22 protein-coding genes and 4 pseudogenes are annotated in these 24,093 nt (G+C 64.1%); 18 read left to right on the forward strand and 8 right to left on the reverse strand.

The features are described from left to right. Positions 1-32: 32 nt before the first annotated feature. Genes AC1Q6V_RS24115 through AC1Q6V_RS24135 form a run of 5 tightly spaced genes read left to right on the forward strand, consistent with a single transcriptional unit; the run spans position 33 to position 5,614 of the window. Positions 33-821 carry a GntR family transcriptional regulator gene (locus AC1Q6V_RS24115; protein WP_454749738.1) on the forward strand — a complete coding sequence of 263 codons (789 nt, stop codon included), beginning with the start codon at positions 33-35 and terminating at the stop codon, positions 819-821. 39 nt (positions 822-860) lie between these two features. Next, positions 861-1,883, forward strand: a complete 1,023-nt coding sequence (locus AC1Q6V_RS24120) for a tripartite tricarboxylate transporter substrate binding protein (RefSeq protein WP_439671720.1) — start codon at positions 861-863, stop codon at positions 1,881-1,883. A gap of 17 nt (positions 1,884-1,900) precedes the next feature. After that, positions 1,901-3,601 carry a thiamine pyrophosphate-binding protein gene (locus tag AC1Q6V_RS24125; RefSeq protein WP_454749740.1) on the forward strand — a complete coding sequence of 567 codons (1,701 nt, stop codon included), beginning with the start codon at positions 1,901-1,903 and terminating at the stop codon, positions 3,599-3,601. Beyond that, entirely contained in the window at positions 3,598-5,226 is a 1,629-nt protein-coding gene (locus AC1Q6V_RS24130) for a GMC family oxidoreductase (RefSeq protein WP_010811835.1), read from the forward strand. The genes AC1Q6V_RS24125 and AC1Q6V_RS24130 overlap by 4 nt, the downstream gene beginning before the upstream one ends. A gap of 10 nt (positions 5,227-5,236) precedes the next feature. Further along, complete coding sequence (locus tag AC1Q6V_RS24135) at positions 5,237-5,614, forward strand: carboxymuconolactone decarboxylase family protein (protein ID WP_010811836.1); 378 nt, start codon at positions 5,237-5,239, stop codon at positions 5,612-5,614. Positions 5,615-5,626: 12 nt separating this feature from the next. Here the strand turns inward: AC1Q6V_RS24135 and AC1Q6V_RS24140 are convergent. Next, positions 5,627-6,553, reverse strand: a pseudogene (locus AC1Q6V_RS24140) (LysR substrate-binding domain-containing protein). Between the two features lie 114 nt (positions 6,554-6,667). On the opposite strand from AC1Q6V_RS24140, the gene AC1Q6V_RS24145 reads away from it, so the two are divergent. The 5 genes from AC1Q6V_RS24145 (at position 6,668) to AC1Q6V_RS24165 (ending at position 10,459) form a co-directional block, all read left to right on the forward strand. Continuing rightward, on the forward strand, positions 6,668-6,991 hold the full coding sequence (locus AC1Q6V_RS24145; protein ID WP_058698407.1) for a MoaF-related domain-containing protein: 324 nt from the start codon (positions 6,668-6,670) through the stop codon (positions 6,989-6,991). 153 nt (positions 6,992-7,144) lie between these two features. Then, positions 7,145-7,951 (forward strand): 2,5-didehydrogluconate reductase DkgB, encoded by an 807-nt coding sequence (gene dkgB, locus AC1Q6V_RS24150; RefSeq protein ID WP_010811840.1) that lies wholly within the window; start codon positions 7,145-7,147, stop codon positions 7,949-7,951. A gap of 92 nt (positions 7,952-8,043) precedes the next feature. Next, positions 8,044-9,159: an alkene reductase gene (locus AC1Q6V_RS24155; RefSeq protein ID WP_010811841.1), complete on the forward strand. Its 1,116-nt coding sequence runs from the start codon at positions 8,044-8,046 to the stop codon at positions 9,157-9,159. A 20-nt stretch (positions 9,160-9,179) separates the two neighbouring features. Further along, a complete protein-coding gene (locus AC1Q6V_RS24160) occupies positions 9,180-10,121 on the forward strand; it encodes a cyclase family protein (RefSeq protein ID WP_058698409.1) in 942 nt (313 codons plus the stop codon). Then, positions 10,118-10,459, forward strand: a complete 342-nt coding sequence (locus tag AC1Q6V_RS24165; RefSeq protein ID WP_010811843.1) for a MoaF-related domain-containing protein — start codon at positions 10,118-10,120, stop codon at positions 10,457-10,459. The genes AC1Q6V_RS24160 and AC1Q6V_RS24165 overlap by 4 nt, the downstream gene beginning before the upstream one ends. A 423-nt stretch (positions 10,460-10,882) precedes the next feature. On the opposite strand, the gene AC1Q6V_RS24170 is transcribed toward AC1Q6V_RS24165, so the two are convergent. The 5 genes and pseudogenes from AC1Q6V_RS24170 to gbd form a co-directional block, all read right to left on the reverse strand. Continuing rightward, positions 10,883-11,842 carry a tripartite tricarboxylate transporter substrate binding protein gene (locus tag AC1Q6V_RS24170; protein ID WP_010811844.1) on the reverse strand — a complete coding sequence of 320 codons (960 nt, stop codon included), beginning with the start codon at positions 11,840-11,842 and terminating at the stop codon, positions 10,883-10,885. A gap of 204 nt (positions 11,843-12,046) precedes the next feature. Continuing rightward, a pseudogene (locus AC1Q6V_RS24175) lies at positions 12,047-13,004 on the reverse strand (fumarylacetoacetate hydrolase family protein); the annotation flags it as partial. Next, positions 13,004-13,198 carry a hypothetical protein gene (locus tag AC1Q6V_RS24180; protein ID WP_143010746.1) on the reverse strand — a complete coding sequence of 65 codons (195 nt, stop codon included), beginning with the start codon at positions 13,196-13,198 and terminating at the stop codon, positions 13,004-13,006. The pseudogene AC1Q6V_RS24175 and the gene AC1Q6V_RS24180, both read right to left, overlap by 1 nt. 95 nt (positions 13,199-13,293) lie before the next feature. Continuing rightward, a complete protein-coding gene (locus tag AC1Q6V_RS24185) occupies positions 13,294-14,082 on the reverse strand; it encodes an SDR family oxidoreductase (protein ID WP_010811846.1) in 789 nt (262 codons plus the stop codon). 112 nt (positions 14,083-14,194) lie between these two features. Beyond that, positions 14,195-15,334, reverse strand: coding sequence for a 4-hydroxybutyrate dehydrogenase (gbd, locus tag AC1Q6V_RS24190; protein WP_010811847.1), 1,140 nt, complete (start codon positions 15,332-15,334; stop codon positions 14,195-14,197). A 178-nt stretch (positions 15,335-15,512) separates the two neighbouring features. Here gbd and AC1Q6V_RS24195 point away from each other — a divergent pair, with 178 nt between their 5' ends. Beyond that, positions 15,513-16,469: a LysR family transcriptional regulator gene (locus tag AC1Q6V_RS24195; protein ID WP_010811848.1), complete on the forward strand. Its 957-nt coding sequence runs from the start codon at positions 15,513-15,515 to the stop codon at positions 16,467-16,469. 57 nt (positions 16,470-16,526) lie between these two features. Beyond that, positions 16,527-16,820: pseudogene (locus AC1Q6V_RS24200) on the forward strand (integrase core domain-containing protein); the annotation flags it as partial. Between the two features lie 187 nt (positions 16,821-17,007). Here AC1Q6V_RS24200 and AC1Q6V_RS24205 read toward each other — a convergent pair. Beyond that, positions 17,008-17,184 carry a hypothetical protein gene (locus AC1Q6V_RS24205; RefSeq protein ID WP_246840212.1) on the reverse strand — a complete coding sequence of 59 codons (177 nt, stop codon included), beginning with the start codon at positions 17,182-17,184 and terminating at the stop codon, positions 17,008-17,010. 297 nt (positions 17,185-17,481) lie between these two features. After that, positions 17,482-17,716 (reverse strand): annotated as a pseudogene (locus AC1Q6V_RS24210) (helix-turn-helix domain-containing protein); the annotation flags it as partial. A 132-nt stretch (positions 17,717-17,848) separates the two neighbouring features. Here AC1Q6V_RS24210 and AC1Q6V_RS24215 point away from each other — a divergent pair. The 6 genes from AC1Q6V_RS24215 to AC1Q6V_RS24240 all read left to right on the forward strand — a co-directional run bounded on the left by AC1Q6V_RS24215 (position 17,849) and on the right by AC1Q6V_RS24240 (position 24,056). Continuing rightward, entirely contained in the window at positions 17,849-19,012 is a 1,164-nt protein-coding gene (locus AC1Q6V_RS24215; RefSeq protein WP_010811851.1) for an iron-containing alcohol dehydrogenase, read from the forward strand. A gap of 34 nt (positions 19,013-19,046) precedes the next feature. Continuing rightward, complete coding sequence (locus AC1Q6V_RS24220; RefSeq protein WP_010811852.1) at positions 19,047-19,361, forward strand: NIPSNAP family protein; 315 nt, start codon at positions 19,047-19,049, stop codon at positions 19,359-19,361. 103 nt (positions 19,362-19,464) lie between these two features. Then, positions 19,465-20,010 (forward strand): TRAP transporter small permease, encoded by a 546-nt coding sequence (locus AC1Q6V_RS24225; protein WP_037024415.1) that lies wholly within the window; start codon positions 19,465-19,467, stop codon positions 20,008-20,010. A gap of 46 nt (positions 20,011-20,056) precedes the next feature. Then, complete coding sequence (locus AC1Q6V_RS24230; RefSeq protein WP_010811854.1) at positions 20,057-21,337, forward strand: TRAP transporter large permease subunit; 1,281 nt, start codon at positions 20,057-20,059, stop codon at positions 21,335-21,337. Between the two features lie 45 nt (positions 21,338-21,382). Continuing rightward, a complete protein-coding gene (locus AC1Q6V_RS24235; RefSeq protein ID WP_010811855.1) occupies positions 21,383-22,408 on the forward strand; it encodes a TRAP transporter substrate-binding protein in 1,026 nt (341 codons plus the stop codon). Between the two features lie 61 nt (positions 22,409-22,469). After that, positions 22,470-24,056, forward strand: a complete 1,587-nt coding sequence (locus tag AC1Q6V_RS24240) for an aldehyde dehydrogenase (NADP(+)) (protein WP_010811856.1) — start codon at positions 22,470-22,472, stop codon at positions 24,054-24,056. The last annotated feature ends 37 nt before the right edge of the window (positions 24,057-24,093 follow it).

Genomic DNA, 24,093 nt, shown 5'->3' on the forward strand with positions numbered 1-24,093 from the left:
ATCCGACGCCAGGTGTACAGGTGTGAAGCCCAGTGTCATGGAGCGGAACGAACGCGCCTGAACGCGGCAATTCCTGCGACAATGTCGACATTCGACATTTGATCATCGGGGCTATGCAAACCAAATTCGAGCCGCAACTGCTGCAGACCTTGCCGCTGCAGATCGCGGAGCAATTGGTGCAATCGATCATGACTGGCAGTTTCTCGCCAGGCACGCGGCTGCGTGAAGTCGAGCTGGCCGAGGCATTCGGCGTCAGCCGGGCAACGATTCGCGAGGCGCTGCGCCTGCTGGAGCAGCGGGGACTGGTGAAGATCCAGCCGCAACGGGGCGCGCACGTCACTCAGTTGTCGGCACAGGAACTGAACGATCTGTATGAAGTGCGCGCCTCGCTGCTGGCCACGGGCTCGGCGCTTGCCGCCGGGCGCTGCACGCCCGAGCACATTCCTGTGCTGCACAGGTCGCTTGACCAAATGGCAGCGGTCATCGATGACCTGTCCCGCTATGCCACGCTGAGTGGTGAGCTGGTGGCCTACATCATGGACATGTCCGGTAATGTGGTGCTGGCGGCATATGTCGCCGACTTCGCCCAGCGCATCGGCCGCTATATCCGCATGGGACTGACGACGCCCGAGCGGCGCGCCGCGTCGATGGCGATGTGGCGGCAGATTGTCGACGCCATCATTGCCGGAGACGGCGAGGCCGCCGGTGCGGCACACCGCAAGCTGGCGCTGGAAAACCGCGACGCGGCGATGGCAGAGTTCGCCAGGCTCGAATCCAGTCCTTCGCCGGCGGCGTTTCCAGTCACAGTGACAGCGTCCTGATCTTCCTTGCGCACGCGATGCGCGTTTGCTAAAGTTCAAATGTCGACATTTGAAATGACAACACCGGAGACAACGTCCATGATGCTTCAGCGAACCCGAGCTGTTGCGGTCGCGCTGCTCTGCGCGCTCGGCGCAACCATCGCGGCGGCGCAGCCTGACACCAAGCTGCTGCCCGCCAAGCCTGTCCGGATCATCGTGCCTTTTTCTGCCGGCGCACTGACCGACATCATTGCCCGCATCTATGCCGAAAAGCTGACGCCCAGGCTCGGCCAGCCTGTCCTGGTGGAGAACCGCCCCGGGGCGGGCGGTGTGGTGGCGTCCCAAATGGTGTTGAAGGCGCCTGCGGACGGGTCTTCGATCCTGTTCGTCTCATCGGCGCATGCGGTCAATCCGGCGCTGCAGAACAACCTGCCATACGACACGCTGCACGATTTCTCAGGCCTTGCCTTGCTCGCCTCGTCACCCTCGGTGATCGTCGTCAATGCCAACCACCCGGCCAAGACCTTGCCGCAGTTCATTGCCATGGCCAAGCGCAAGCCGGAGAGCATGAGCTACGGCTCCGCCGGGGTCGGTGCGGCCACGCATCTGGCTGGGGAATATTTCAACCAGGAAGCCGGCATCAAGATGCTGCATGTCCCCTACAAGGGCGTGCAGGAAGCCGTCGCGGAAGTGGTCGGCGGCCGGCTCGACGCCGCCTTCCCGCCGGTCGCGCTCGCGCTGCCGTTCACGCGTTCGGGCCAGCTGCGCGCGCTTGCCGTGACCAGCTCCGAGCGCTCGCCGATGCTGCCGGACGTGCCGACGGTGCAGGAGCTCGGCATTGCCAGGTTCGACTACAGCATCTGGTACGCGCTGGTCATGTCGTCGAAAGCGCCGAAGCCGGTGATGGAAATGCTTGCCGGCGAAATGCGGGCGGTGTCCGACCTTCCCGACGTCCGTGAAAAGCTCCTCTCGCAGGGCCTGGTCACGCAGCAGCTCACGCTTGCCGATTTCGACCGCTTCATCAAGGCGGATATCAAGAAAATGGACCGCATCGTCAAATCGAGCGGCGCCAAGGTTGAATAAACAAGGAGACCCTTTACATGAGCGCAATCACTGGCGGCCAGGCCGTTGTCGAATCCCTCCGGATCGAAGGCACCTCGCATGTATTCGGCTTGATCGGCTCCGCCGGCATGGAGATCTTCGACGCGCTATACGATGCCGATTCGATTCGCTTCATCGGAGTGCGCGATGAAAGGACCGGCGTGCATATGGCGGACGGCTTTGCCCGCGCGTCCGGACAGGCCGGCGTATTCCTCGCTGGCCAGAATGGCCCCGGTGCCACCAATCTGGTGACTGGCCTGGCGCAGGCGTACGCCGCTTATTCACCCGTGGTGGCGCTTGCCGGTTCGCTGTCTTCCGCCCACATCTACCGCGATGCTTTTCAGGAGGTGGACCAGCAGGCGCTGTTCCGCCCGGTGACCAAGAAGACCTGGACCCTGACGCAGTCCTCGCGCATTGCCGAGATGATGCGCGAGGCCTTCCGCACGGCCCTGAGCCCGCGCCGGGGTCCGGTGCTGCTGAACCTGCCGCGCGACCTGTTGGCCGAAACCATCGAGTCTGGCGCCACTGCCTATGCGCCGGATGGCCGCCAGTTTGACGGCGCCTTCGGTGCGCCGAGGGGCGTGACGGAGCGTGCCGCACAATGGCTGCGCGGGGCCAAAAAGCCGTTGATCGTTGCCGGTGGCGGCGTCAAGAATGGCCGCCACGCCGCGAGCGTGCTCAAGCTGGCCGAATTGCTGAATGCTCCCGTAGCGATGTCGCCGGGTCATGGCGATGCCATCCCGTGTTCGCATCCGCTCTATGCAGGCCAGATGGGCCCGCGCGGCAACGTGGTCGCGTCCGATCTCGCGCGCCAGGCTGATGTCATCCTGGCGCTCGGCACGCGCCTGGGATTCAACACGACGTTCTATTCAGCGGAGAATATCAACGCGGCGGCCGCCATTATCCAGGTCGAGGTCGAGCCGACCGCGATTGGCCGCTTCTTCCCCGTGGAGGAGGGAATCCTCGGCGATGCCGGCACGGCAGCCGACGACATTGCAAACGCCCTGCGAGGTCACCAGCCGGGCGCCGACGTTGCGGCCTGGACGACCGGGTTTGCCGAGCGCCGCCGCGCGTTGCTGGAAACACGCGACATCGAAGCCGGCACCGCGCAGGATCCGCTGCAGCCCGGCTTTCTGTTCAAGACCTTGCGCGATGTGCTGCCACAGGACGCCATGTTCACGATGGACGCGGGCACCCTGTGCCTGCAGGCTACCGACCAGCTCAACTATTTCCAGCCACCCGCGCTGTTCACGCCGCTCGACTTCGGACTGGTGGGATTCTCATATGCATGCGGCCTCGGCGTGAAGCTCGCTCACCCGGGCCGCACGGTGGTCAGCCTGATGGGCGACGGCGGCTTTGGCATGACCAGCAGCGAGATCGGCACGGCCGTGGCGAACGGCATCAACACGGTCTGCATCGTCATGAACAACGGCTGCTGGGGCGCGGAAAAGGCTTATCAGCGCGACTTCTTCGGCAAACGTTACCTTGGCGCGGACGTGCCCAACCCGCCGTATGACAAACTGGCCGAGCTTTGGGGGGCGAATGGATTCCGCGTCGACCGCGCCGCGGACCTGGCGCGAACCGTCGCGGATGCCGTCGCCTGCGGCCAGCCCGCCATCGTCGACGTGCAGGTCGATCCGAACGCGCTCTACAGCTTCCGGCGCGATTCCTTCAAGCATCGTGCTACGGGTGCGAAATGAGCCGCGAGGATTTCGATTTCATCGTGGTCGGGGCCGGCTCGGCCGGCTGCGTGGTCGCCGCGCGGCTGACGGAAAGCGGCAAGCACCGCGTGCTGCTGCTGGAGGGCGGCGGCAAGGACAACCATGTGTGGATCCATATCCCGCTGGGGGTGGGCAAACTGCTGACGAACGACACCTACGCATGGCGCTTCCAGACCGAGCCGCAGCAGTACATGCAAGGCCAGAACATCTACTGGCCGCGCGGCAAGGTTTTGGGCGGTTCCAGCGCACTGAATGGCATGGCCTACGTCTGGGGCGATCCGGCCGAGTACGACAGCTGGGCCAGCCAGGGCGTCACCGGCTGGAGCGCCAGCGACGTGCTGCCGTACTTCAGAAAGCTCGAGTCGACCGAGTACAGCGCCAATCCGCTGCGGGGCAGGGACGGGCCGATCCGCATCACGGACCGCGCCGTGCGCGAGCCCGACCAGATCTCCGATGCATGGATCGCCGCCTGTAAGAGCCAGGGCATCCGCGAGACGCTGGACTACAACGCGGTCAGCTACGAAGGCGTGCGCTATCTTGAGCAGACCGCCTACAACGGCCGCCGCTGGAGTGCCGCCGTGGGTTACCTGAAGGACGCGCAGCGGCGCAGCAACCTCGTGATCCGTACGCACGCGGTAGTCAGCCGCGTGATCGTCGAAGGCGGGCGTTGCACCGGGGTCGAGTACACCTGGCAAGGCCGCCGCCACGTAACCAATGCGCGCTGCGAGGTAGTCGTGAGCGCGGGCGCGATCCAGTCGCCGCAGATCCTGGAGTTGTCGGGCATCGGCCAGCGCGCCCATCTGGAAAAGCTGGGCATTCCGGTCCGGTGCGATTTGCCAGCGGTGGGCGAGAATATGTCCGACCATCTGCAGGTCCGCTGTACCTACCGGACGCGTATTCCGGAAACCATCAATGACCTGATGAACAGCCCGTGGCACAAGATGCGCGCGGGACTCAAGTACCTGCTGCAGCGCAAGGGACTGCTTGCGGGAACGTCTTCCACGGCGCACGCCATCACGCGGTCCTCGCCGCAGGCGATGCATCCGGATGTGATGATCCGCATCTACCACATCAGCGGCGCGGACCGTTACTCCCGCAGCAAGATCGCCGGCATGGACCGGTGGTCGGGCTTCTCCGTGGGCGGCTTCATGCTGTATCCGTTCTCGCGCGGCAACATCCACTGCATGTCGGCCGATCCGACCGCGGCGCCGGCGATCCAGCCCAACTACTTCGCGGACGAGCGGGACCGGCGCACCACCGTCAACATGCTGCGCCTGATCCGCGAGGTCGCCGATCAGCCGACAATGCGCGACATCGTCATCGAGGAGAACCGGCCCGGACCGGCCGTCACGAGCGACGAGGAACTGCTCGACTACGCCAGGCAGATCGGGCAGACCGCATGGCATACGGTCGGCACCTGCCGCATGGGGACGCCCGACAGCTCCGTGGTCGATTCCCGGCTGCGCGTGCATGGCATCGCGGGCCTGCGTGTCGCCGACGCCTCGGTGATGCCAACGATCGCCTCATCCAATACCAATGCGCCGGCCATGATGATCGGCGAGCGGGCGTCGGAGCTGTTGCTGGCCCAGGCAAATCACTGGTAGGAGACGCGGCATGACCGAAACCGAGCGTATTCCGACCCCGTTGTGCGAGGAGCATATCGCGCGGGGTGACTGGAACGTCCTGTGGGACCAGATGCGCGAACTTGACCCTGAGTTCATGGAAGCCTATCTGGCGTTCCGCAGCGTGCCGCACCGCAAGGGCCCGCTGCCCCCGAAGGTCAAGGAGCTGATCATGGTCGCCATCAACGCGGCGACCACCCACCTGTATGCCCCCGGCGCGCGCAGGCATATGCGCAATGCCATCCGGCATGGCGCCACGCGGGAAGAAATTCTCGAGGTGCTGCAACTCACCACCGTGATGGGTATTCACTCCTGCAATATGGCCATCCCGATCCTGATGGAGGAGATCGAAGCCGCGCGGCAGTCCTGAGATTCCGCGATATCACCGATCCGTCCACGTCGCCGCCCCGCGCGCGGGGCTCCTGCTGCCGAGCACCTCGATCAGATGCTCGACGAACGACGCGATCCGTGACGAGATTGCCGTGTTGCGGTAGTAGACCGCATGCACCGGCTGCCGCACGTCCTGCGTGTGGCGCGCAAGGACCTGCACCAGGCGCCCGGACTCGCGATCCTGCGCGGTCATGAAATCCGACAGGCAGACGATGCCTGCCCCGTCGAGCGCAAGTTGCCTGAGCGTCTCTCCGCTCGACAACCACAGGGCCGGCGCGATCCGGTACGGTTCGCCGTCCGCGCCAAGTACCGGTCACACGTTCAGCGACTCGGGCTGGTTGAAGCCGAGCAGGGCATGCCTGCCAAGGTCCTCGGCCTTGCGCGGCTGGCCATGTGTGTCGAGATAGGCGGGGGTGGCGAGAATGCGCACCCGGCTGTTGCCGATCAGCCGGCTGTGCAGCGTCGAATCCTTCAGGCGGTCGATCCGGATCGCCACGTCGGTGCGCCGCTCGAGCAGGTCGATGATGCCTTCATTGCTGTTCATCTCCAGTTCCACCTGCCGATAGCGCTCGCGATAGCCGCGCACGAGCGGCAACGATCACGTGCAGCATGAACGGCGTCGCGGCGTCGACCCGCAGGCGTCCAGACGGCTTCTCGCGCCGCGCCAGCATCTGTTCTTCGGCGCTTTCGACCGAGTCGATGATTGCCCGCGCGTTCTGCAGGAATGCCCGGCCTTCCTCGGTCAATTCGAGGCGGCGCGTGGTCCGGCGAAGCAGCGTGGTCTTCAGCTTTTCCTGAGCCGCGCGAGCGTGCGGCTGGTGGCCGACACGGTCAGGTCCAGCTGCTGCGCGGCGGCGGTGATCGAGCCGGTGTCAACCACCGTCGCAAACGCCTGGGGTTCGTCGAGCGTGATGTTCATTGTTGATCTGAAATCAAGACAGTTTGGTTTATAGACCACTTTTTTGGCAATAGTAAAGCGGGCACACTGATGGCCCATCGCTTCCTAATTTCACGCCTTCGCAGGAAACCGTCCATGAACGCACCGACCCATCGCCCACCGTTTGCCGGCAAGACGTTCGAAGTCCGCTACGCCGGGCTGACCGCGATCAACGCCTATGCCGAAGACGGCATCCACATGCGCTACGAGATCACCGAAGGCGATTTCGCCGGTGCCACGGGCGAAGTCGCCTACACGTGGCAGCACGTTGCCGGCGAGATCTATGCGATCTCATGGCAGGAAGCCGACCGGGCCACGGTCGTCCACCTCGACGACTTTGCCGCCGGCACTTCGCGTTCGTTCTTCACCGCGCCGTCGCTGGACTTCTACCGGCTGGAAGGCAGCCTGCGCGCCCTCTGAACGGCGCCCTTGAACGGATTTAAAGCCCGTTCCGGGCGGCATCAATACTTGATTTGAAATCAAATATTTTTGTCCAGTAACGGCGTTTATTTCATCAGTTTCCGCCGGCAGAATCTCCTCCAGATCAAACCGGTCCCTTCCAAGGAGCACACCATGCGCAATATCCCCGCTTTCGGCCTCGGCACGTTCCGCCTGCAAGGCCAGGTTGTCATCGACTCGGTCCGCAACGGCCTCGAACTCGGCTACCGGGCGATCGACACTGCCCAGATCTACGGCAACGAAGCGGAAGTGGGCGAGGCGATCGCCGCTTCCGGCGTGCACCGCGACGACCTTTTCCTGACGACGAAGATCTGGGTCGACAACTACGCCAAGGACAAGCTCGTGCCCAGCCTCGAGGAAAGCCTGGCGAAGCTGCGCACGGACTACGTCGACCTGACCCTGATCCACTGGCCGGCCCCCGGCAACGGCGTGCCGCTCGAGGCCTACATGACCGCGCTCGCCGAGGCGAAGGAGAAAGGCCTGACGCAGCAGATCGGCATCTCGAACTTCAACATCGAACTGACAAAGCAGGCGATCGCCGCGGTCGGCAAGGACGCGATCGCGACGAACCAGATCGAGCTGAGCCCCTATCTGCAGGGCCGCAAGCTGGTTGACTTCCTGCAGCGCGAGGGTATCCACGTCACGTCGTACATGACGCTGGCGTATGGCAAGGTGCTCGGTGACCCGGTGATCGGCGCGATCGCGCAGCGGCACCAGGCGACGCCGGCCCAGGTCGTGCTGGCCTGGGCGCTGCATCTCGGCTTGTCGGTGATCCCGTCGTCCACCAAGCGCGAGAACCTCGCCAGCAACCTGCTCGCGCAGACGCTGCGCCTGAGCGACGAAGACATGGCGCAGATCGCCGCGCTCGAGCGCAACGGCCGCGAAGTCAGCCCCGACGGCCTCGCGCCGCAATGGGACTGAACGCGCAGCGACCCTTTTTCGACTCTTTTTCGACCCGTCTTTCATCGATCCCTCCGCGGCCAGCAGGCCGCGGATCCGACAGGACACGCACCATGACCCAGGATCCGCTGTTCCAATCGCTTCAACTCGGCGGGCTGACGCTGCCGAACCGCGTCGTAATGCCACCGATGACGCGCTCGCGCGCCAGCCAGCCCGGCGACGAGGCCAACGAGCTGATGGCCGCGTACTACGCGCAGCGCGCGGGCGCCGGCCTGATCGTCAGCGAAGGCACCTACATCGCGCCGCTCGGCAAGGGCTATGCATGGACTCCCGGCATCCACACGCCCGCGCAGGTGGCCGGATGGCGCAAGGTGACCGATGCCGTGCACTCGGTGGGCGGCCACATCTTCGCGCAGCTCTGGCACGTGGGCCGGCTGAGCCACGCGAGCCTGCTTGGCGGGCAACAGCCCGTGTCGTCGTCGCCGATCCAGGCGCAGGGCGTGAACGTGTTCATCGCCGGCGAGGACGGCAGCACGCCCGGCTTCGTCCAGGCCTCCGCGCCGCGCGCGCTGACCGCCGACGAGATCCGCGAAGTCGTGGACCAGTACCGCGCCGGCGCGCGCAACGCCATCGATGCGGGCTTTGACGGCGTCGAGCTGCACGGCGCGAACGGCTACCTCGTGAACCAGTTCATCGACTCGAATGCCAACACGCGCACGGACGCATACGGCGGGTCGCTGGAAAACCGCTTGCGTTTCCTTGGTGAAGTCGCGCAGGCGCTGATCGCAGGCACGGGCGACGCGTCGCGCGTCGGCATCCGTCTCGCGCCGCTGACCACGCTGAACGGCTGCGTCGACGACGATCCCGAAACCACGTACCTTGCCGCGGCCAGGCTGCTCGGTGAACTCGGCGTCGGCTACCTCCACGTCGCGGAAGCGGACTGGGACGATGCGCCGCTGATGCCGGCGGCATTCAAGCGCAAGCTGCGCGAAGCATTCCCCGGCGTGCTGATCTATGCGGGCAAGTACACCGCGGAACGCGCGCGCGAAGCGATTTCGGCGGGCTGGGCCGACCTGGTCGCCTTTGGCCGTCCGTTTGTCGCGAACCCGGACCTGCCCGAGCGCCTACGCGTTAGCGCGCCGCTCGCGCAGCATGACCGCGGCACGCTCTTCGGTGGCGGTGCGCAAGGCCTGACCGACTACCCAACGCTGGCCGAAGCCGCAGCCTGAACGGGACCCGGAGATCGATGATGAAGACGACTTTCGCGAAACTTGCGCTGGCCGCCATGCTGCCGCTTGCCATGCACGCTGCCTCCGCAGCGGACTGGTATCCGTCCGCCTATGGTCCGAACGACGAAATCGGCGCGGCGAACCTGCTGACCCCCGATGTGGTCAGGCAGGCCGTCACGCTGGTGAAGTCTGGCAAGACATATCCGCTGGCCGTGCCCGTGCACAAGGAGCTGCCCGCGTTCCGCCACCGTAGCTTCCGGCTCTACAACGTGCAGGTGGGCCAGCAGGGTGGAAAGTCGCTGGGGCCCAACAAGTTCACCTTCAACGATGAACTCGTGAATGCCTGGACGGGTGTCGGCACGCAGCTCAACGGCATCGGCCACATTGGCATCGACAATGTCTACTACAACGGGAACAAGGCGGAGGATTTCGTCACCGTCGACGGCGTGAAGAAACTCGGGGTCGAGAAGGTGCCGCCGATCGTCACGCGCGGCGTGGTACTCGACATGACCGCGCACTATGGCAAGGCGATCGTCCCGGGCGGTACCGAGTTCACCGTCGCCGACATCCAGGCAGTGCTGAAGAGGGAAGGCCTCACCCTCCGGAAGGGCGACGTGGTGCTGTTCAACACCGGCTGGCTGGAACTGGTCGGCAAGGACAACCAGCAGTTCCTGGAAGCAGAGCCGGGCATCGGCATGGAAGCCGCGCAGTGGCTGGCCAACCAGGGCATTGTGGCCTTCGGCGGCGACACCTGGGCGTCTGAGGTCTACCCGAACCCGCACAGCAAGGAAGAGTTTCCGATCAACCAGTACATGCTCGCCAGGCGCGGCATCTACAACCTGGAACTGATCGACAGCCGCGCACTCGTGCGCGACAAGGCGTGGGAGTTCCTGTTCGTACTCGGTCAGCCGCTGTACGTGGGTTCCACACAAGTCAACATCAATCCGGTGGCCATCCGATGAACACGAACACTCCCCAAAAGCCGCTCTTCGCCGGCCGCAGCTTCCGCGTCGACTACGACGGCCTGTCTGCACACAACATCTATTCCGAAGATGGCGAGTCGATCCGCTACGCCATCGTCGCCGGCCCCTACGCCGGGGCCACTGGCGAGGCGCGCTGCCAGTGGCAGCAGGTCTCGGAGGGTGTGTATGCCATCTCATGGCAGGAGGCCAACGGTGCGACCGTGGTGCATATCGACGATTTCGTCAACGGCCGGTCCATGGCGTTCTTCACTGCCGCCGACATGACCTTCTACCGGATGCAGGGACCGTTGACGGCGCTGAGTGGCACCGATGCCTGAAATGGCTCGGGCGAAGAGGAAAAAAAACATGCGTATTTCCGTACCTGCGAAACGCCGCCCTGTAGTCCTCGCTGGCGCATCCGGGCGTGGCCGCGGTCATCCCGGGCGCCAGCCGGCCGGAGTGCATCGCCGGGAATCTGGCGCTTGCCAGGGCGGAAATTCCCGCTGCGTTCCGGCAGGCATTGCGCGAGAAAGCATTGGGGTTCGGCAGGGCATAGCGGGAAAGGGCCGGGGCAGGGTGCCGCCCGGCCCTTTCCCGCTTTGGAGTGGTCGCGCCCGCCGCATTCAGGTCGGCTACCTGATTACCAACGAAATGGCCGGTACGTCTCTGGACCAGGTAGGGTGCGAGCAATTGCAGGGCATGCCTGCTGCGGCCCACCGGTCGCCATCGACCAACACCGTGGCGGGAGCGGGATACACCATTTATAGACTCTTCAGCTTCAGCTTTTGGACCAGCTCCTTGTAGAACGCATGGTCGTGGGCCATTACCGCGCCGAACGCGTCGCCATCGGCGTACGCATAGCCCATGTTCTGCTTGTCCAGCGCTTCGCGCAGGCTGGGCTCCTGCACGGCCTGCGCAGTCATCGTGCGCAAGGCGGACACGATCGCCGGCGGCGTGCCCTTGGGCACCCCCAAGCCGCGCCAGGTGCCGATCTGGATGTCCAGGCCGCGCTCCTTCAGCGTGGGCACGCTCTCGAAGCCCTTGATGCGCTGGTCCGACATCACGCCCAGCACGCGCAGCTTGCCGCCAGCGACATAGTTGTAGACTTCGGCCGCGCTGACGGTGATGGCCTCGATGTGGCCGCCCAACAGCGCCAGTGCGGCAGGGCTCGCACCGGCGAAGGGGATGTGGTTGAAGCGCACGCCGGTCTTGTTCTCGATCGCCGCCGCAGCCAGGTGCCAGGTTGAGCCGTTGCCGGAGTTGCCGATGCGGAAGTCGCTCTTCTTGGCGGCCGCGATGAACTCCTCCACTGTCTTCCAGGGCGCATCGGCGCGCACCGTGATTGCCGCCGGGTCGTAGTTCAGGCGCGCGATCGGCGTGAAATCCTGGTAGGTGATCTTCGTGAACCCCATGTTCGGCTGGGTCATGAGGTCGGTCGCCAGCAGCGCCATCTTATAACCGGGTTCTTTGCTGGTCAGGACATCGGCCCAGCCGATCGCGCCGGAGGCGCCCGGCTTGTTCATTACGATCAGCGGCTGCGCAAAATGCTTGCTCGCGGCCAGTGCGAAGGCGCGGCCCAGCACGTCGGTGCCGCCGCCGGCCGAGTAGGGCACGACCAGTTCGACCGGCTTGGTCGGGTAGGCGGCCTGTGCAAAGGCCGCCACGGGCAGCGCCGCGGCGCAGAACAGTCCGAGAAGGCGGCGTTGGAAGCAATGGATCATTGTCTTATCTCCTTTGGTTGATTTATTTAATGTGATTCGGTGCAAACAGGATCGCGCCGGCCGGCACTGTGGCGCGGGCATCCACCCTCCACGGCGTCCGGCCGGAGGTGGACGCGTCCATCAGAGCTTGCCTGTCGCCAGCAGCCCGCACCGTGCCAGATTGGCGATCAGGGCGCGCAGGCCGAAGGTCCAGGGCGCCGCCTATTGGTGCGCGGCGATTGCCTGGTCGACGATGTCCTGCGGCTCGCGGCTGATGAACGCCATGGAGTTCACGCCTTCCAGCACAAAGCCCTCGGGTCCGTCCACGCGCAGGTCGATCCTCTCCTGGCGCACGTCAGCCAGGCGCCAAAGCTGGCGTCGAACAGGCGCATGAAGGGGCCGATGGCGCAGGAGGCGTTGTTGTCCTTGGCCGTGGACAGCAGCAGGGCGCTGCGGCCTTCCAGGTCGCGCAGGTTGACGTCGTTGCCCAGCGTGGCGCCCACGATGCGGCCGCGACTGTCGATGCCAGCACCACTTCGGGCTCCGGGTTGTTCCAAGAGGAGTCGCTGCGGATGCCGATGTCGGCGCCGGTGCCCACCGACGAGAGCACCGGCGCCTTGGAGAACATCTCGGCATCGGGGCCGATGCCCACCTCCAGGTACTGGGACCACAGGCCCTGTTCCTCCAGAAGTGTTTTCAGCCGCATGGCCTGCTCGCTGCCCGGCTTGAGCGCGGCCAGGTCGGTGCCGATCTGGGCGACCACGCGGGCGCGCACTTCCTCGGCCTTGGCCGGGGCGCCATCGGCCTGCTCTTCGATCAGCCGCTCGATCAGGCTGGTGGCGAAGGTGACGCCCGCCGCCTTAATCACCTGCAGGTCGCAGGGCGCCAGGAAGAACGGCTTGCCGGCGTCGCGCTGCGACTCGTCGCTGTTGGCCAGGATATCCTCCAGGCTGCCGATTCGCTGGCCTGGGGCCTGTTGCACGCTGTGCGCCGGCTCGGGCTGCTCCATCCTCGTGGCCATGGTGGGGAATTCGGCACTGACGTCGAAGACGCCTTCTTCGCGCAGGGTCACCACGGACGGCCCCTGGACAGCGGGGCGCCAGACGCGCGCCACCAGCGTGCCGGCATAGCCGTCATCCGGCAAGAAGCGCCGGGCTCGTAGAGAAAGGGGAACGGACTTCATCACGGCGCAATGGGGCGGGCTGCGTCCGCAAGCTTCTTCATGTCGGTCATGCCGTAGTACCTCCTGTAGATCGGGGTGAACTTGGCTAGAGGGCGCGGCTCGCCCCACATGATGCTGATCGCGAGGTCGAAGGTGAGGATCACGAACTTCGACTCCCAGGACTTCTGCGGGCTTCTGGCGGAGATTTGGTTCACGTGAATTGCGCTGCAAATGACGCAGTTTTGGAGGTGCATCAACCAACAACCTGTTGAAGCCTCACCCCGTTCGTCGCAGCAGCTGACGGAGCGAATCAGAAGGTGCCAGGATAGGCACCGCCGTCAAGCAGGACGTTCTGGCCCGTGAAATAGCCGGCGTGCGCACTGCATAGGAGAGCGCAGAACGCGCCGAACTCTTCGGGCGATCCGAAACGCCCGGCCGGAATGAGTTGCCGCTTTGCCTCCAGCGCCGCGTCGTAGCTCTTGCCTTGCGCCTTCGCCGCGGCATCCGTCGATTGGCGCAGGCGGTCGGTGTCGAACAGCCCGGGCAGCAGATTGTTGATTGTCACGTTGCGTTCCGCGATGCGCTTCTGCCGGGCGATTCCAGCGATGAAACCGGTCAGGCCCGAGCGCGCACCGTTCGACAGCCCCAGCACGTCGATCGGCGCCTTCACGGCCCCGGACGTGATGTTGACGACGCGCCCGAAGCCGCGTTCGGCCATACCGTCGACGGTCGCCTTGATCAGTTCGATCGCCGTCAGCATGTTGGCGTCGAGCGCGGCAATCCAGTCTTCGCGCGACCAGTCGCGGAAGTCTCCCGGCGGCGGGCCGCCCGCGTTATTGACGAGTATGTCGAATCGCGGCGCGGCCGCGAGCGCCGCAGCGCGGCCCGCGCTTGTCGTGATGTCGCCGGCCACGGCCGTCACCGTGACAGCCGGATTGAGCTGCCGCAACGCCTGAGCGGTCGCTCCGAGGGCCTCGCTGCCGCGCGCCGTGATGACGACGTTCACGCCCTCGGCAACGAGCGCTTGCGCGCATCCCTTGCCAAGTCCCTTGCTTGCCGCGCAGACCAGCGCCCAGCGGCCCTTGATATTCAGATCCATCTGCCTTGCTCCTCGATTCCAACGATGGCCGGCCCGGCGGCAAGCCGCCGCCGGGCCGGAAAAGTTAATTAGCCGTCGCGGCCCTTCCTGTATCTGTATCGCGCGCGGCGTCTTACATGGATGCCTCGAGCATTGCGCTGTAATCGCTTTCGGAAGCCACGCGCGGATTGGTCTTGTGGCTATGGTCCTTGAGGGCCCCCCTGATGATGTCCGGGAACATTTCCCGCGTGACGCCCAATTGAGCGAGTCCCGTCGGCAAGCCGAGCCGCTCGGTCATTGCCCGTACTGACGGCGCCACGCCGGCACCGCTACCGAGGTCCATCGCCTTCGCCATGCGGTTGAGCTTGTCCTCGTCGCGCACTGACGGGGCATCCTTGTTGAAGTCGATCACCGCTGGCAGAAAAATCGCATTCAGCGTGCCATGATGCAGGCGCGGATTCATCCCGCCGAGCGAATGGCTCAGGCTGTGCACGCACCCAAGCCCCTTCTGGAACGCCAGCGCGCCCTGCATCGACGCGCTCATCATGTTCAGGCGGCCCGCACGGTCGTCGGGCTGATGCATCACGCGCTCGATGTGACGCCATGCGCGCCACAACCCGTCGAGCGCGATACCATCCGCCGGTGGATTGAATGCGGGCGACAGGAAGGTCTCGATGCAGTGCGCGATGGCGTCCATGCCGGTCGCCGCCGTCATTATCGGCGGCAGGCCCAGCGTCAGCGTCGGATCGCAGATCGCCACCTTGGGCACGACAAACGGCGAGATCACGCCGACTTTGCGGCCATCGTCCAGAATCAGGACCGCGCCCCGGCCCACTTCGCTGCCGGTGCCGGCTGTCGTCGGCACCGCGACGACGGGTGCCGTCCTTGACGTGATGCGAGCCGCGCCGCCTTCAATCACGGCAAAGCTCTGCAGCGGACCTTCGTGCGTCGCGCAGACAGCAACGCCTTTCGCGAGATCGATGGCCGAGCCGCCGCCCACGGCGACGATGCCGTCGCAATCGCTCTCCTTGTATGCCGCCACGGCCTCGCGCACGGCGGCCTCATTCGGATTCGGCGGTGTGCCGTCATAGATCGGAACGGGCTCGGCGTTCGCAAGCGCCCCGAGAACGATGTCGATGATGCCCGCCGCCCTGACGCCCTTATCCGTCACGACCAGCGGACGACGCATACCGACTCGCTCACATTCTTCCTTGAGCAGGTGAATGGCGCCGAAATCGAACTGGATCTGGGTGATGTAGTTGATGAGAGACATGGCAATGAGCTTTAGTTATATAGTGCGTGCAAATACCGCAGTGCCGATGCATCGGCACACGAAGCCGCGCAACCCATGTGCGCCGGAAAATTCCCTTGTTTCGTGCGAGTATAGGGAGGCCTTCGTCCGCGCAGCAATTGAGAAGATCTGATACTGGTATAACTTATTCGCAACCCAAATGACGCCCTCGCTCAATTCGATCATCTCCCGGCTCCATCTGAAGCAGTTGCGGCTCCTGATTGCCCTCGGCGATCACGGCTCGCTCTTGAAAGCCGCCCAACAGGTCGCGCTGACGCAGCCAGGCGCAAGCAAGGCATTGCAGGAAATCGAAACGACGTTTGGCACGCCGCTGTTCAATCGCACCAATCGGGGACTGGAACCCAACGAAGTCGGCCATTGCGTGATTCGCTATGCGCGCCTGATTCACACGGATGTCGCCCATCTGCGCGAGGAGATCGTCGGGATCCTGCGCGGGCATGGCGGGCGGGTGACGGTGGGGGTCATCATGGGCGCGGTGCCGCTGCTCACCGACGCCATTTCCACGCTGGTCGAGCGGCATACGGAAATGTCCGTCGAGATCGTCGAGGACACGAGCGCAACCCTGCTGAGCCAGATCGATGCAGGCAGGCTCGACCTTGCGATCTGCCGTACGACGATCAGTCAGCTGCCGCAGCTCTACGACAGCGTAAAGCTCCAGGATGAGACGCTCGCCGTCATTGCGAACGTCCGTCATCCACTCAGGCACGCGAAGACGCTGACGCTCCAGGACCTGGCGGAGTATCGATGGGTGGTGTACCGCGCGAACATGCCGATGCGGCTTCTGCTCGAGCGCGAGTTCCGCGACTCCGAAATCCGGTTTCCGCCGCACCTGCTCGAAACCACGTCCGCCTTTGCTACGCTGACGCTATTGCAGGGCAATCCGTCGTTCGTTGCACTCGTGTCGATCGACGTGGCACAGTTCTTCGCCCATCACAAGATGACATGCATCCTTCCGCTCACCCTTGCGTCGCGCAGCGAACCTTATGAGCTGGTCACTCGCAAAGGGGCGCCGATCTCGCCCGGTTCGAAACTGCTGATCGATGAACTGATTGGCAAACGGGGGGCGCAGCCGATCCTTTGCCCACGGACGCTCTGATCAATCGCCGATTCTGAGCACAAGGTGTAGCGCTGTGGGCAGCGTAGGCGTCGATTGCAGGCCCTGTACTCCAGGCAGCCTGGGCGTGAGGATTCGGACCGCGGCTCGCAGTATGTCAGCATTCGCTACACTGAACATTTGGCTGAGGCGGCATCGAGCCCTCGGTGGGCAGCAAGGGCGACTCCTACGACAACGCCCTGGCCGAGACGATCAACGGGCTATACAAGGGGAGTTGATCCATCGCCGCGCACCTTGGAAGCCCAAGGAGTCTGTGGAGCTGGCAACGCTGTGTCCTGGTTCAACAATCATCGGTTGATGGCACCTCTGGGATACGTGCCCCCGGCCGAGTAGGAGGCCAACTACTATTGCCAACTTGAGCAGCAGGCCATGTCGGCCTGACTCAAGCCAAGGGGCCTCCACGAAAGCCGGGGCGGTTCAGCCAATCCTGCGATCGAGACTTTTACTGAACGCCCGGCTCGAATTGCCGGTCCGGGCAGCGCCGTGATTGAGTTCTGGGTCCGCGTGCGCGAAGTGCCGGTCAGTGGCTATCGCGTAGCCCCAGCACGTTTGCGCCGATCTTCGGGTCGATGCCGCATTCCAGTTGCTGCGGGTAGGCCGTCACCGTCACTTCCAGCAATCCGGTGCCGACCTCCATCGACAGGCGCTGTCGCCGGCCACGCCCTGCGCATGGATCGACGGCTTGCCTTCTTTCCACGCGAGGCTGCCGACGATGCTGGCCATCTCCACGTTGCGGAAGGTGCGCGGGTTGAACTGCTTCTTCGCGGCATCTCAGGAGCCGCAGGCTTCAATCTCCGTTGGTTGCTCCGGGCCATTGCCCGCCTGGGCGTCCACGGGTTTTTTTCGTCTTGACTCTGCTCACGGGCATGGCTCGATCCGCCAGGGATGCAGTCAATCAGTCAATCGACCTGGTCCGCACGCAGCAGTCAATTGATGGGGTTCATCCACCCTTCAGCCACGCTGAGCTCTCAGACTGAATTTTTCAGGTCCGACTATTGATGTCGGCCTGGATCAGGCGCGCAAAGCGCAGCGCACTGGCCCGCCCCGGTAGGTAATAACCCTCGATTTGTCCGCTCGAGCAGCTCCACGTGCAAGGTCTGCTCCAGCTCGCGCAAGGCCTTGCTCGCACCGGGCTGGGTGAGCCCAACCTTGTCCGCAGCGCCAAGCAGGGAGCCGCTTTCCTCGATGGCGATGAGCAGCCGCAGCTGCTTGGCATGTAGGCGCGACATCATGGAATTCAGGCTGGGTACTGCGGTTGCCATGAGGGAAAGTTATATCGCTATGGAAAGCTGTCAGTGTACCGAAACCGGCTGCCTCCTTAGACTTCGCCATCTCGAATGCACAGCAACAGGGAATGGCAAATGAGCACCTTTAATTTCTATATTCCGACGCGCATCCAATGCGGAAGCGGCCTGGCCAAGGAAACCGGCAAGTTGCTGAAGCCGTATGGGATCCAGAAGCTGCTGATCGTCACCGATCCCGGCCTGAAAGCCACCCCCGTGGTCGACGTGGTGGTGCAATCGCTGAAGGCTGCGGAAATCGGCTACGAGATATTCAGCGATGTGGAGCCCAACCCCACGACGGACGTCTTGGATGCCGCCGTCGACTTCATCAAGCAGACCGGATGCGATGCGGTCCTGGGGCTGGGCGGGGGAAGCTCCATCGACACCGCCAAGGGCGTGGCGGCCATGGCCACCAATCCGGGCGGCATCCTGGATTACGAAGGCTACGAAAAGATCGGGGCGACGCCGCTGCCGCTGTTCGCCATTCCGACGACGGCGGGCACGGGCAGCGAATGCACCGCCTCGACCGTATTCACCAATACGCAGACCCGCTTCAAGACGGTGATCGTCAGCTCGCTGCTGCTGCCCAAGCTGGCCATCCTGGATGCTGATCTCACCGTGAAGCTGCCCCCGGAAATCACGGCGGCCACCGGCATGGATGCGCTGACGCACGCCATTGAGTCCTATGTCTCCAAGCAGGCCAATCCTATCAGCCAGAGCATGGCGCTGCATGCCATCAAGCTGATCGCGCAAAGCCTCTACAAGGCCTATATCGTGGGCTCCGATATCGAGGCTCGCGAGAACATGCTGGTGGGCTCCCTGCTGGCCGGAATGGCTTTTGCCCAATCCAAGCTGGGCAATGTGCATGCGATCTCGCACACCTTCGGCGGGGTTTTCAATATCCCCCACGGCATTGCGAATGCGGCGCTGCTGCCGTACGTCATTCACTTCAATATCGATGCCTGCCCCGAGAAATTCCGCGATATCGCGATCGCCATGGGCCAGGACGTCTCGGGCCTGACGGCCACTGAAGCCGCCCGCACGCTGGTCAAGGCCGTCATCGATCTCAATGCCAGCCTCGGTATTCCCAGCAATACCAAGGATCTCGGCGTGAATCTGGATGCACTGCCGAAAATGATCGATGACTCCATGCGCAGCGGCAATGTGTTGGTGAATCCCCGCATCACCCGGGCGCACGATGTGAAGCAGATCATCGAAAACGCCTACCACGGCACCTTCTGAATTTAGTTTATGTCGCCTCGACAAGGAGAATCCCATGTACTACGAAATGCGCACCTATACCTTGAAAGTCGGCACGGTCAAAGAATATCTGAAGCATTTTGAGGAGGTCGGCCTGCCAGTTATCTCCAAATACGCCAAGCTGGTGGGCTGGTGGTATTCGGAGATCGGCGAGCTGAACCAGATCATCCACATCTGGGCCTATGAAAGCCTGGATGACCGCACCGAGCGTCGCACCGCCCTGTACCGCGACAAGGCCTGGCTGGAGGAGTTCATCCCCGTTGCATTCCCGATGCTGCTCAGGCAGGAATCGGTTCTGATGCGCCCGGCGGATTTCTCTCCGATCAAGTAATGGAAATGGACGCCATCCGGCCAATGCAATGCCCTGGCATTGGCCTGGTGAAGCGTGAAAAAACCTGGGAAATACCAGGCCATCATAAAAAAGGAGACAGGTCATGCGAGTTCTGACGGATGGATTGAATCGCTTGCTGGGAATCGTGATCGGTGTTTGCCTGGCCGTCATGGTGGTGCTGGTTTTCGGAAATGTCGTGTTGCGATATGCCTTCAATTCCGGCATCACCATCAGCGAGGAAATATCGCGCTGGCTATTTTTGTGGATGACCTTCCTGGGCGCCATCATTGCGCTGCGCGAAAACGCACACCTCGGAACCGATGTGCTGACCTCGCGGCTTCCTTTGGTGGGGCAGCGTATCTGCGCCGTGCTGGCCCGGCTGCTCATGCTGTATATCAGCTGGCTGCTTCTGTCCGGCAGCTGGGCGCAGATGCAGATCAACCTGGATGTCCAGGCGCCGGTCTCGGGCGCATCGATGGCGATTTTCTATGGATCCGGCTTTGTATTCGGCTTGGCCAGCATGGGGATACTGGCGGTGCAGCTGTGGCAGTCGCTGAAGGGTGACCGGAGTGCCTTCTCGCTGAGCCAGGAAAGCGAAGAGCTGACCCAGTACGAAGCCAGGCTCGATGAGGCCAAGCAGGCGCGTTAAGGCGCCCCCATAACCATCCATTGCCATCGATTCAAGAGGTCCCGCAATGACTGTATTTATCTTTCTTGGCTCGCTGCTGGCTGCCATGGCCATAGGGCTGCCGATCGCCTATGCGCTTTTGGCTTCGGGTGTCGCACTGATGTGGCACCTGGATCTGTTCGATGCACAGATCCTTGCCCAGAACGTCATCAACGGGGCGGACAGCTTCCCCCTGCTGGCGGTTCCATTCTTCATGCTGGCCGGCGAAATCATGAATGTGGGCGGTCTGTCGCGTCGCATCGTGCATCTCGCCTTGACCCTGGTCGGCCACAAGCGCGGCGGCCTGGGCTTCGTGGCCATCGTCGCCGCCTGCATGCTGGCCGCGCTTTCCGGCTCGGCGGTGGCGGATACGGCAGCGCTGGCCGCGCTGTTGCTGCCGATGATGAAGCGCGCCGGCCACGACCCGGCGCGTGCCGGCGGACTGGTCGCCTCGGCGGGCATCATCGCGCCGGTGATTCCCCCGTCCATCGGCTTCGTGATCTTCGGGGTGGCGGCGAACCTCTCCATCAGCAAGCTGTTCATGGCGGGCATTGTTCCCGGGCTGCTGATGGGCCTGAGCATTGCCATCGCCTGGTGGTTTGTGGCCAAGAAGGAAGCCATCACCACGCCGCCTAAGGCCAGTTGGGAAGAGCGCCTGGCGGCGCTCCGGGAGTCGACCTGGGCGCTCTTTCTGCCGTTGATCGTGATCGTCGGCCTGAAGATGGGTGTGTTCACGCCGACCGAAGCCGCGGTGGTGGCAGCGGTGTATGCGCTGGCGGTGTCCATGCTGGTCTACAAGGAGATGAGCTGGCGCCAGCTGTGCGCGGCGTTCCTGAGTTCGGCCAAGACCACGGCCGTCATCATGCTCCTGGTTGCCGCCGCCATGGTGAGCGCGTGGCTGATCACGGTGGCCGAAATCCCCGACCAGGTGATCGCGCTGCTGGAGCCGTTCATGGGCAACAAGACCTTGCTGCTGATCGCCATCATGGTGCTGGTCATGGTGGTGGGCACTGCCATGGACATGACGCCAACGATCCTGATCCTGACCCCGGTACTGATGCCGGTGGTGAAGGCGGCAGGCATCGATCCCATCTATTTCGGCGTGCTTTTCATCATCAATAACTCCATCGGCCTGATCACGCCGCCGGTGGGCACGGTTCTGAACGTGGTGGCAGGCGTCGGGAAGATGAAGATGGACCAGGTGACCCGTGGTGTCCTGCCATTCATGAGCGCGCAGCTCATCGTGATGTTCCTGATGGTTTTCTTTCCGGTATTGGTGACGGGGCCCGCCCGCTGGTTCTACGGCTGATGCCTTCGGCTGCCCGCAATCGTTTTGGTATTCAAGGAGATAGTCATGCAGTATTCGTTTTCCGTCACGGCGAAGATCCTCGCCGCCTGCACCCTGTTCACGGCCGTGCTGGCGTCCAACGCCCAGGCCCAGGTTTCGGACCGCACCCTCAAGGCGGCAGCCAGCGTTCCCCCGGACCACCCCGTGGTGATCGGCCTCAAGAAATTCGGCGAAATCGTCAACAAGAGCAGCGGTGGAAAGATCAAGGTGCGCGTCTATCCCAATGCGCAGCTGGGCAACGACCTGCAGGCGCAATCGGCACTGCAGGGCGGCACGCTGGATTTCTTCCTGGGCGCCACCACCACCCTGGGCGGGATCGTCAAGGATTTTGGTGTCTACGACTTCCCATTCCTCTTCAACAAGCCGGAAGAGGCCGATGCGGTGCTCGATGGCTCGTTCGGCAAGAAGCTGGAGGCCAAGCTGCCCGAGAAAGGCCTGGTGTCGCTCGGCTACTGGGAAAACGGCTACCGGAACGTGACCAACAGCAAGCGCCCGATCGTCAAGTGGGAGGACCTGGGCGGCCTGAAGATCCGCACCATGCAAAGCTCGGTGCTGCTGGATGTCTTCAACAACTTCAATGCCAATGCAGTGCCGCTGGCGTTTTCCGAGATCTACTCGGCGCTGGAGACCCGCGCCGTGGATGCCCAGGAGAACCCCAATGCGCTGATCGAGGCATCGAAGTTCGATGATGTCCAGAAATACATCAGCCTGACGCGCCACGTATACAACCCCTTCATCCTGCTGATCAGCAAGAAGACCTGGGACAAGATGAGCGCGGACGAGAAGAAGCTGATCAGCGCCGCGGCCGAGGAGGCCAAGCTGTTCGAGCGCCGCCTGAACCGCGAGAACGACAACAAGGCGCTGGCGGAGCTGAAGAAGCGCGGCTTGCAGGTGAATGACTTCTCGGATGCCGAGCGCGCCCGCATGGCAGAGCGGACCAAGCCCATCATCGCCAAGCACTCTGCACAGATCGGCGACACCGTCGTGAGCGAACTGCAGGCCGAGATCGCCAAGGTCAGGGGCGCGAGGTAAGCCCTTTGCCCCGCCTCCTTCCCTGTTTCCAGCCCTTCATACCGACAACGGACTTTTTCCCATGCAACCCACCGGAGCAATGCTGTTCGGACATGCCGCCGTGCGCGGCCAGGCCGGAAGCCAGCGCGCCTTCAACCCCGCAACCAATGCTGAGATTGCCGAGCCCCAGTTCGGCTTCGGCACCCGCGACGACGTGGATCGGGCCGTGGGCCTAGCCACCCGCGCTTTCGACAGCTATCACAGCCTGCCGCTGGAGCGCCGCGCCGCGTTCCTCGAAGCCATTGCCGACGAAATCATGGCGCTGGGCGATGCGCTTATCGAGCGCGCCCATGCCGAAAGCGGCCTGCCGCTGGCACGCCTGACCGGCGAGCGTGGGCGTACCGTGGGGCAGCTGCGGCTGTTCGCCCAGGTCGTGCGCGACGGGCATTTCCTGCGTGCCACCATAGACACGGCCCAGCCCGAGCGCCAGCCGCTGCCGCGCGCCGATCTGCGGCTGGCCAAGGTCCCACTTGGGCCGGTGGCCGTGTTCGGCGCCAGCAACTTCCCGTTGGCCTTCTCGGTGGCCGGCGGCGACACCGCCTCGGCGCTTGCCGCGGGTGCACCCGTGGTCGTGAAGGCGCACAGCGCCCACCTGGGCACCTCGGAGCTCGTCGGCCGGGCCGTGCAGAAGGCGGCGCAGAGCCAGGGCATGCCCGAAGGCGTGTTCTCGCTGCTGATCGGCGCCGGCCGCGAGATCGGCGAGGCGCTGGTCGCCCATCCCGGTATCAAGGCCGTGGGCTTCACCGGCTCGCGCCAGGGCGGCTTGGCCCTGCTGCGCATTGCCAACAACCGCCACGAGCCGATTCCCGTCTATGCCGAGATGAGCAGCATCAACCCGGTGTTCCTGCTGCCCGAGGCGCTGGCCGTACGGGCCGAGGCACTGGCCCAGGGCTTTGCCGATTCGCTGACCATGGGCGCCGGGCAGTTCTGCACCAACCCTGGCCTGGTGCTGGCCGTCGACGGCCCCGACCTGCAGCGCTTCGTGGCTGCGGCCGGCAAGGCGCTGGGCGTCAAGGCCGCGCAGACCATGCTGACGCCGGGCATTTACGCGGCCTACCGGGAAGGCAGGGCCCAGGTGGAGGCCGTGGAAGGGGTCGAGCGCGTGGCCTGCGGCGCGGATGCCGCCGGCCAGCCCAACGCCGCCCAGGCTGCACTCTATGTGACGGACGCCCAAAACCTGCTGCGCAACCCGGCGCTGCAGGCCGAGATGTTCGGTCCCGCGTCGGTGGTTGTGAAGGCACGTGATATTGACGAGATGCGGCAGGTGGCCGATCTGCTCGAGGGCCAGCTTACCGCGACCCTGCTGCTGGACGAGGGCGACCACGAGGCCGCGCGCCAACTGCTGCCGGTGCTGGAGCGCAAATGCGGCCGCATCCTGGCCAATGGCTTTCCGACCGGTGTCGAGGTCTGCCATGCGATGGTGCACGGCGGCCCGTTCCCGGCCACTTCCAACGCCATGTACACCTCGGTGGGCGCCAGTGCGATAGACCGCTTCCTGCGGCCGGTGTGCTACCAGGACATCCCCGATGCGCTGCTGCCCGCGGCGCTGCAAAGCGCCAATCCGCTGGGCACCTGGCGGCTGACCAACGGGGTGATGGCGCAGGCCTGACGCCGGGGCATGCCCGACCGCGCAGCGGCCATGGCTG

This window comes from Cupriavidus sp. GW823-FHT07B10 (assembly GCF_058794355.1).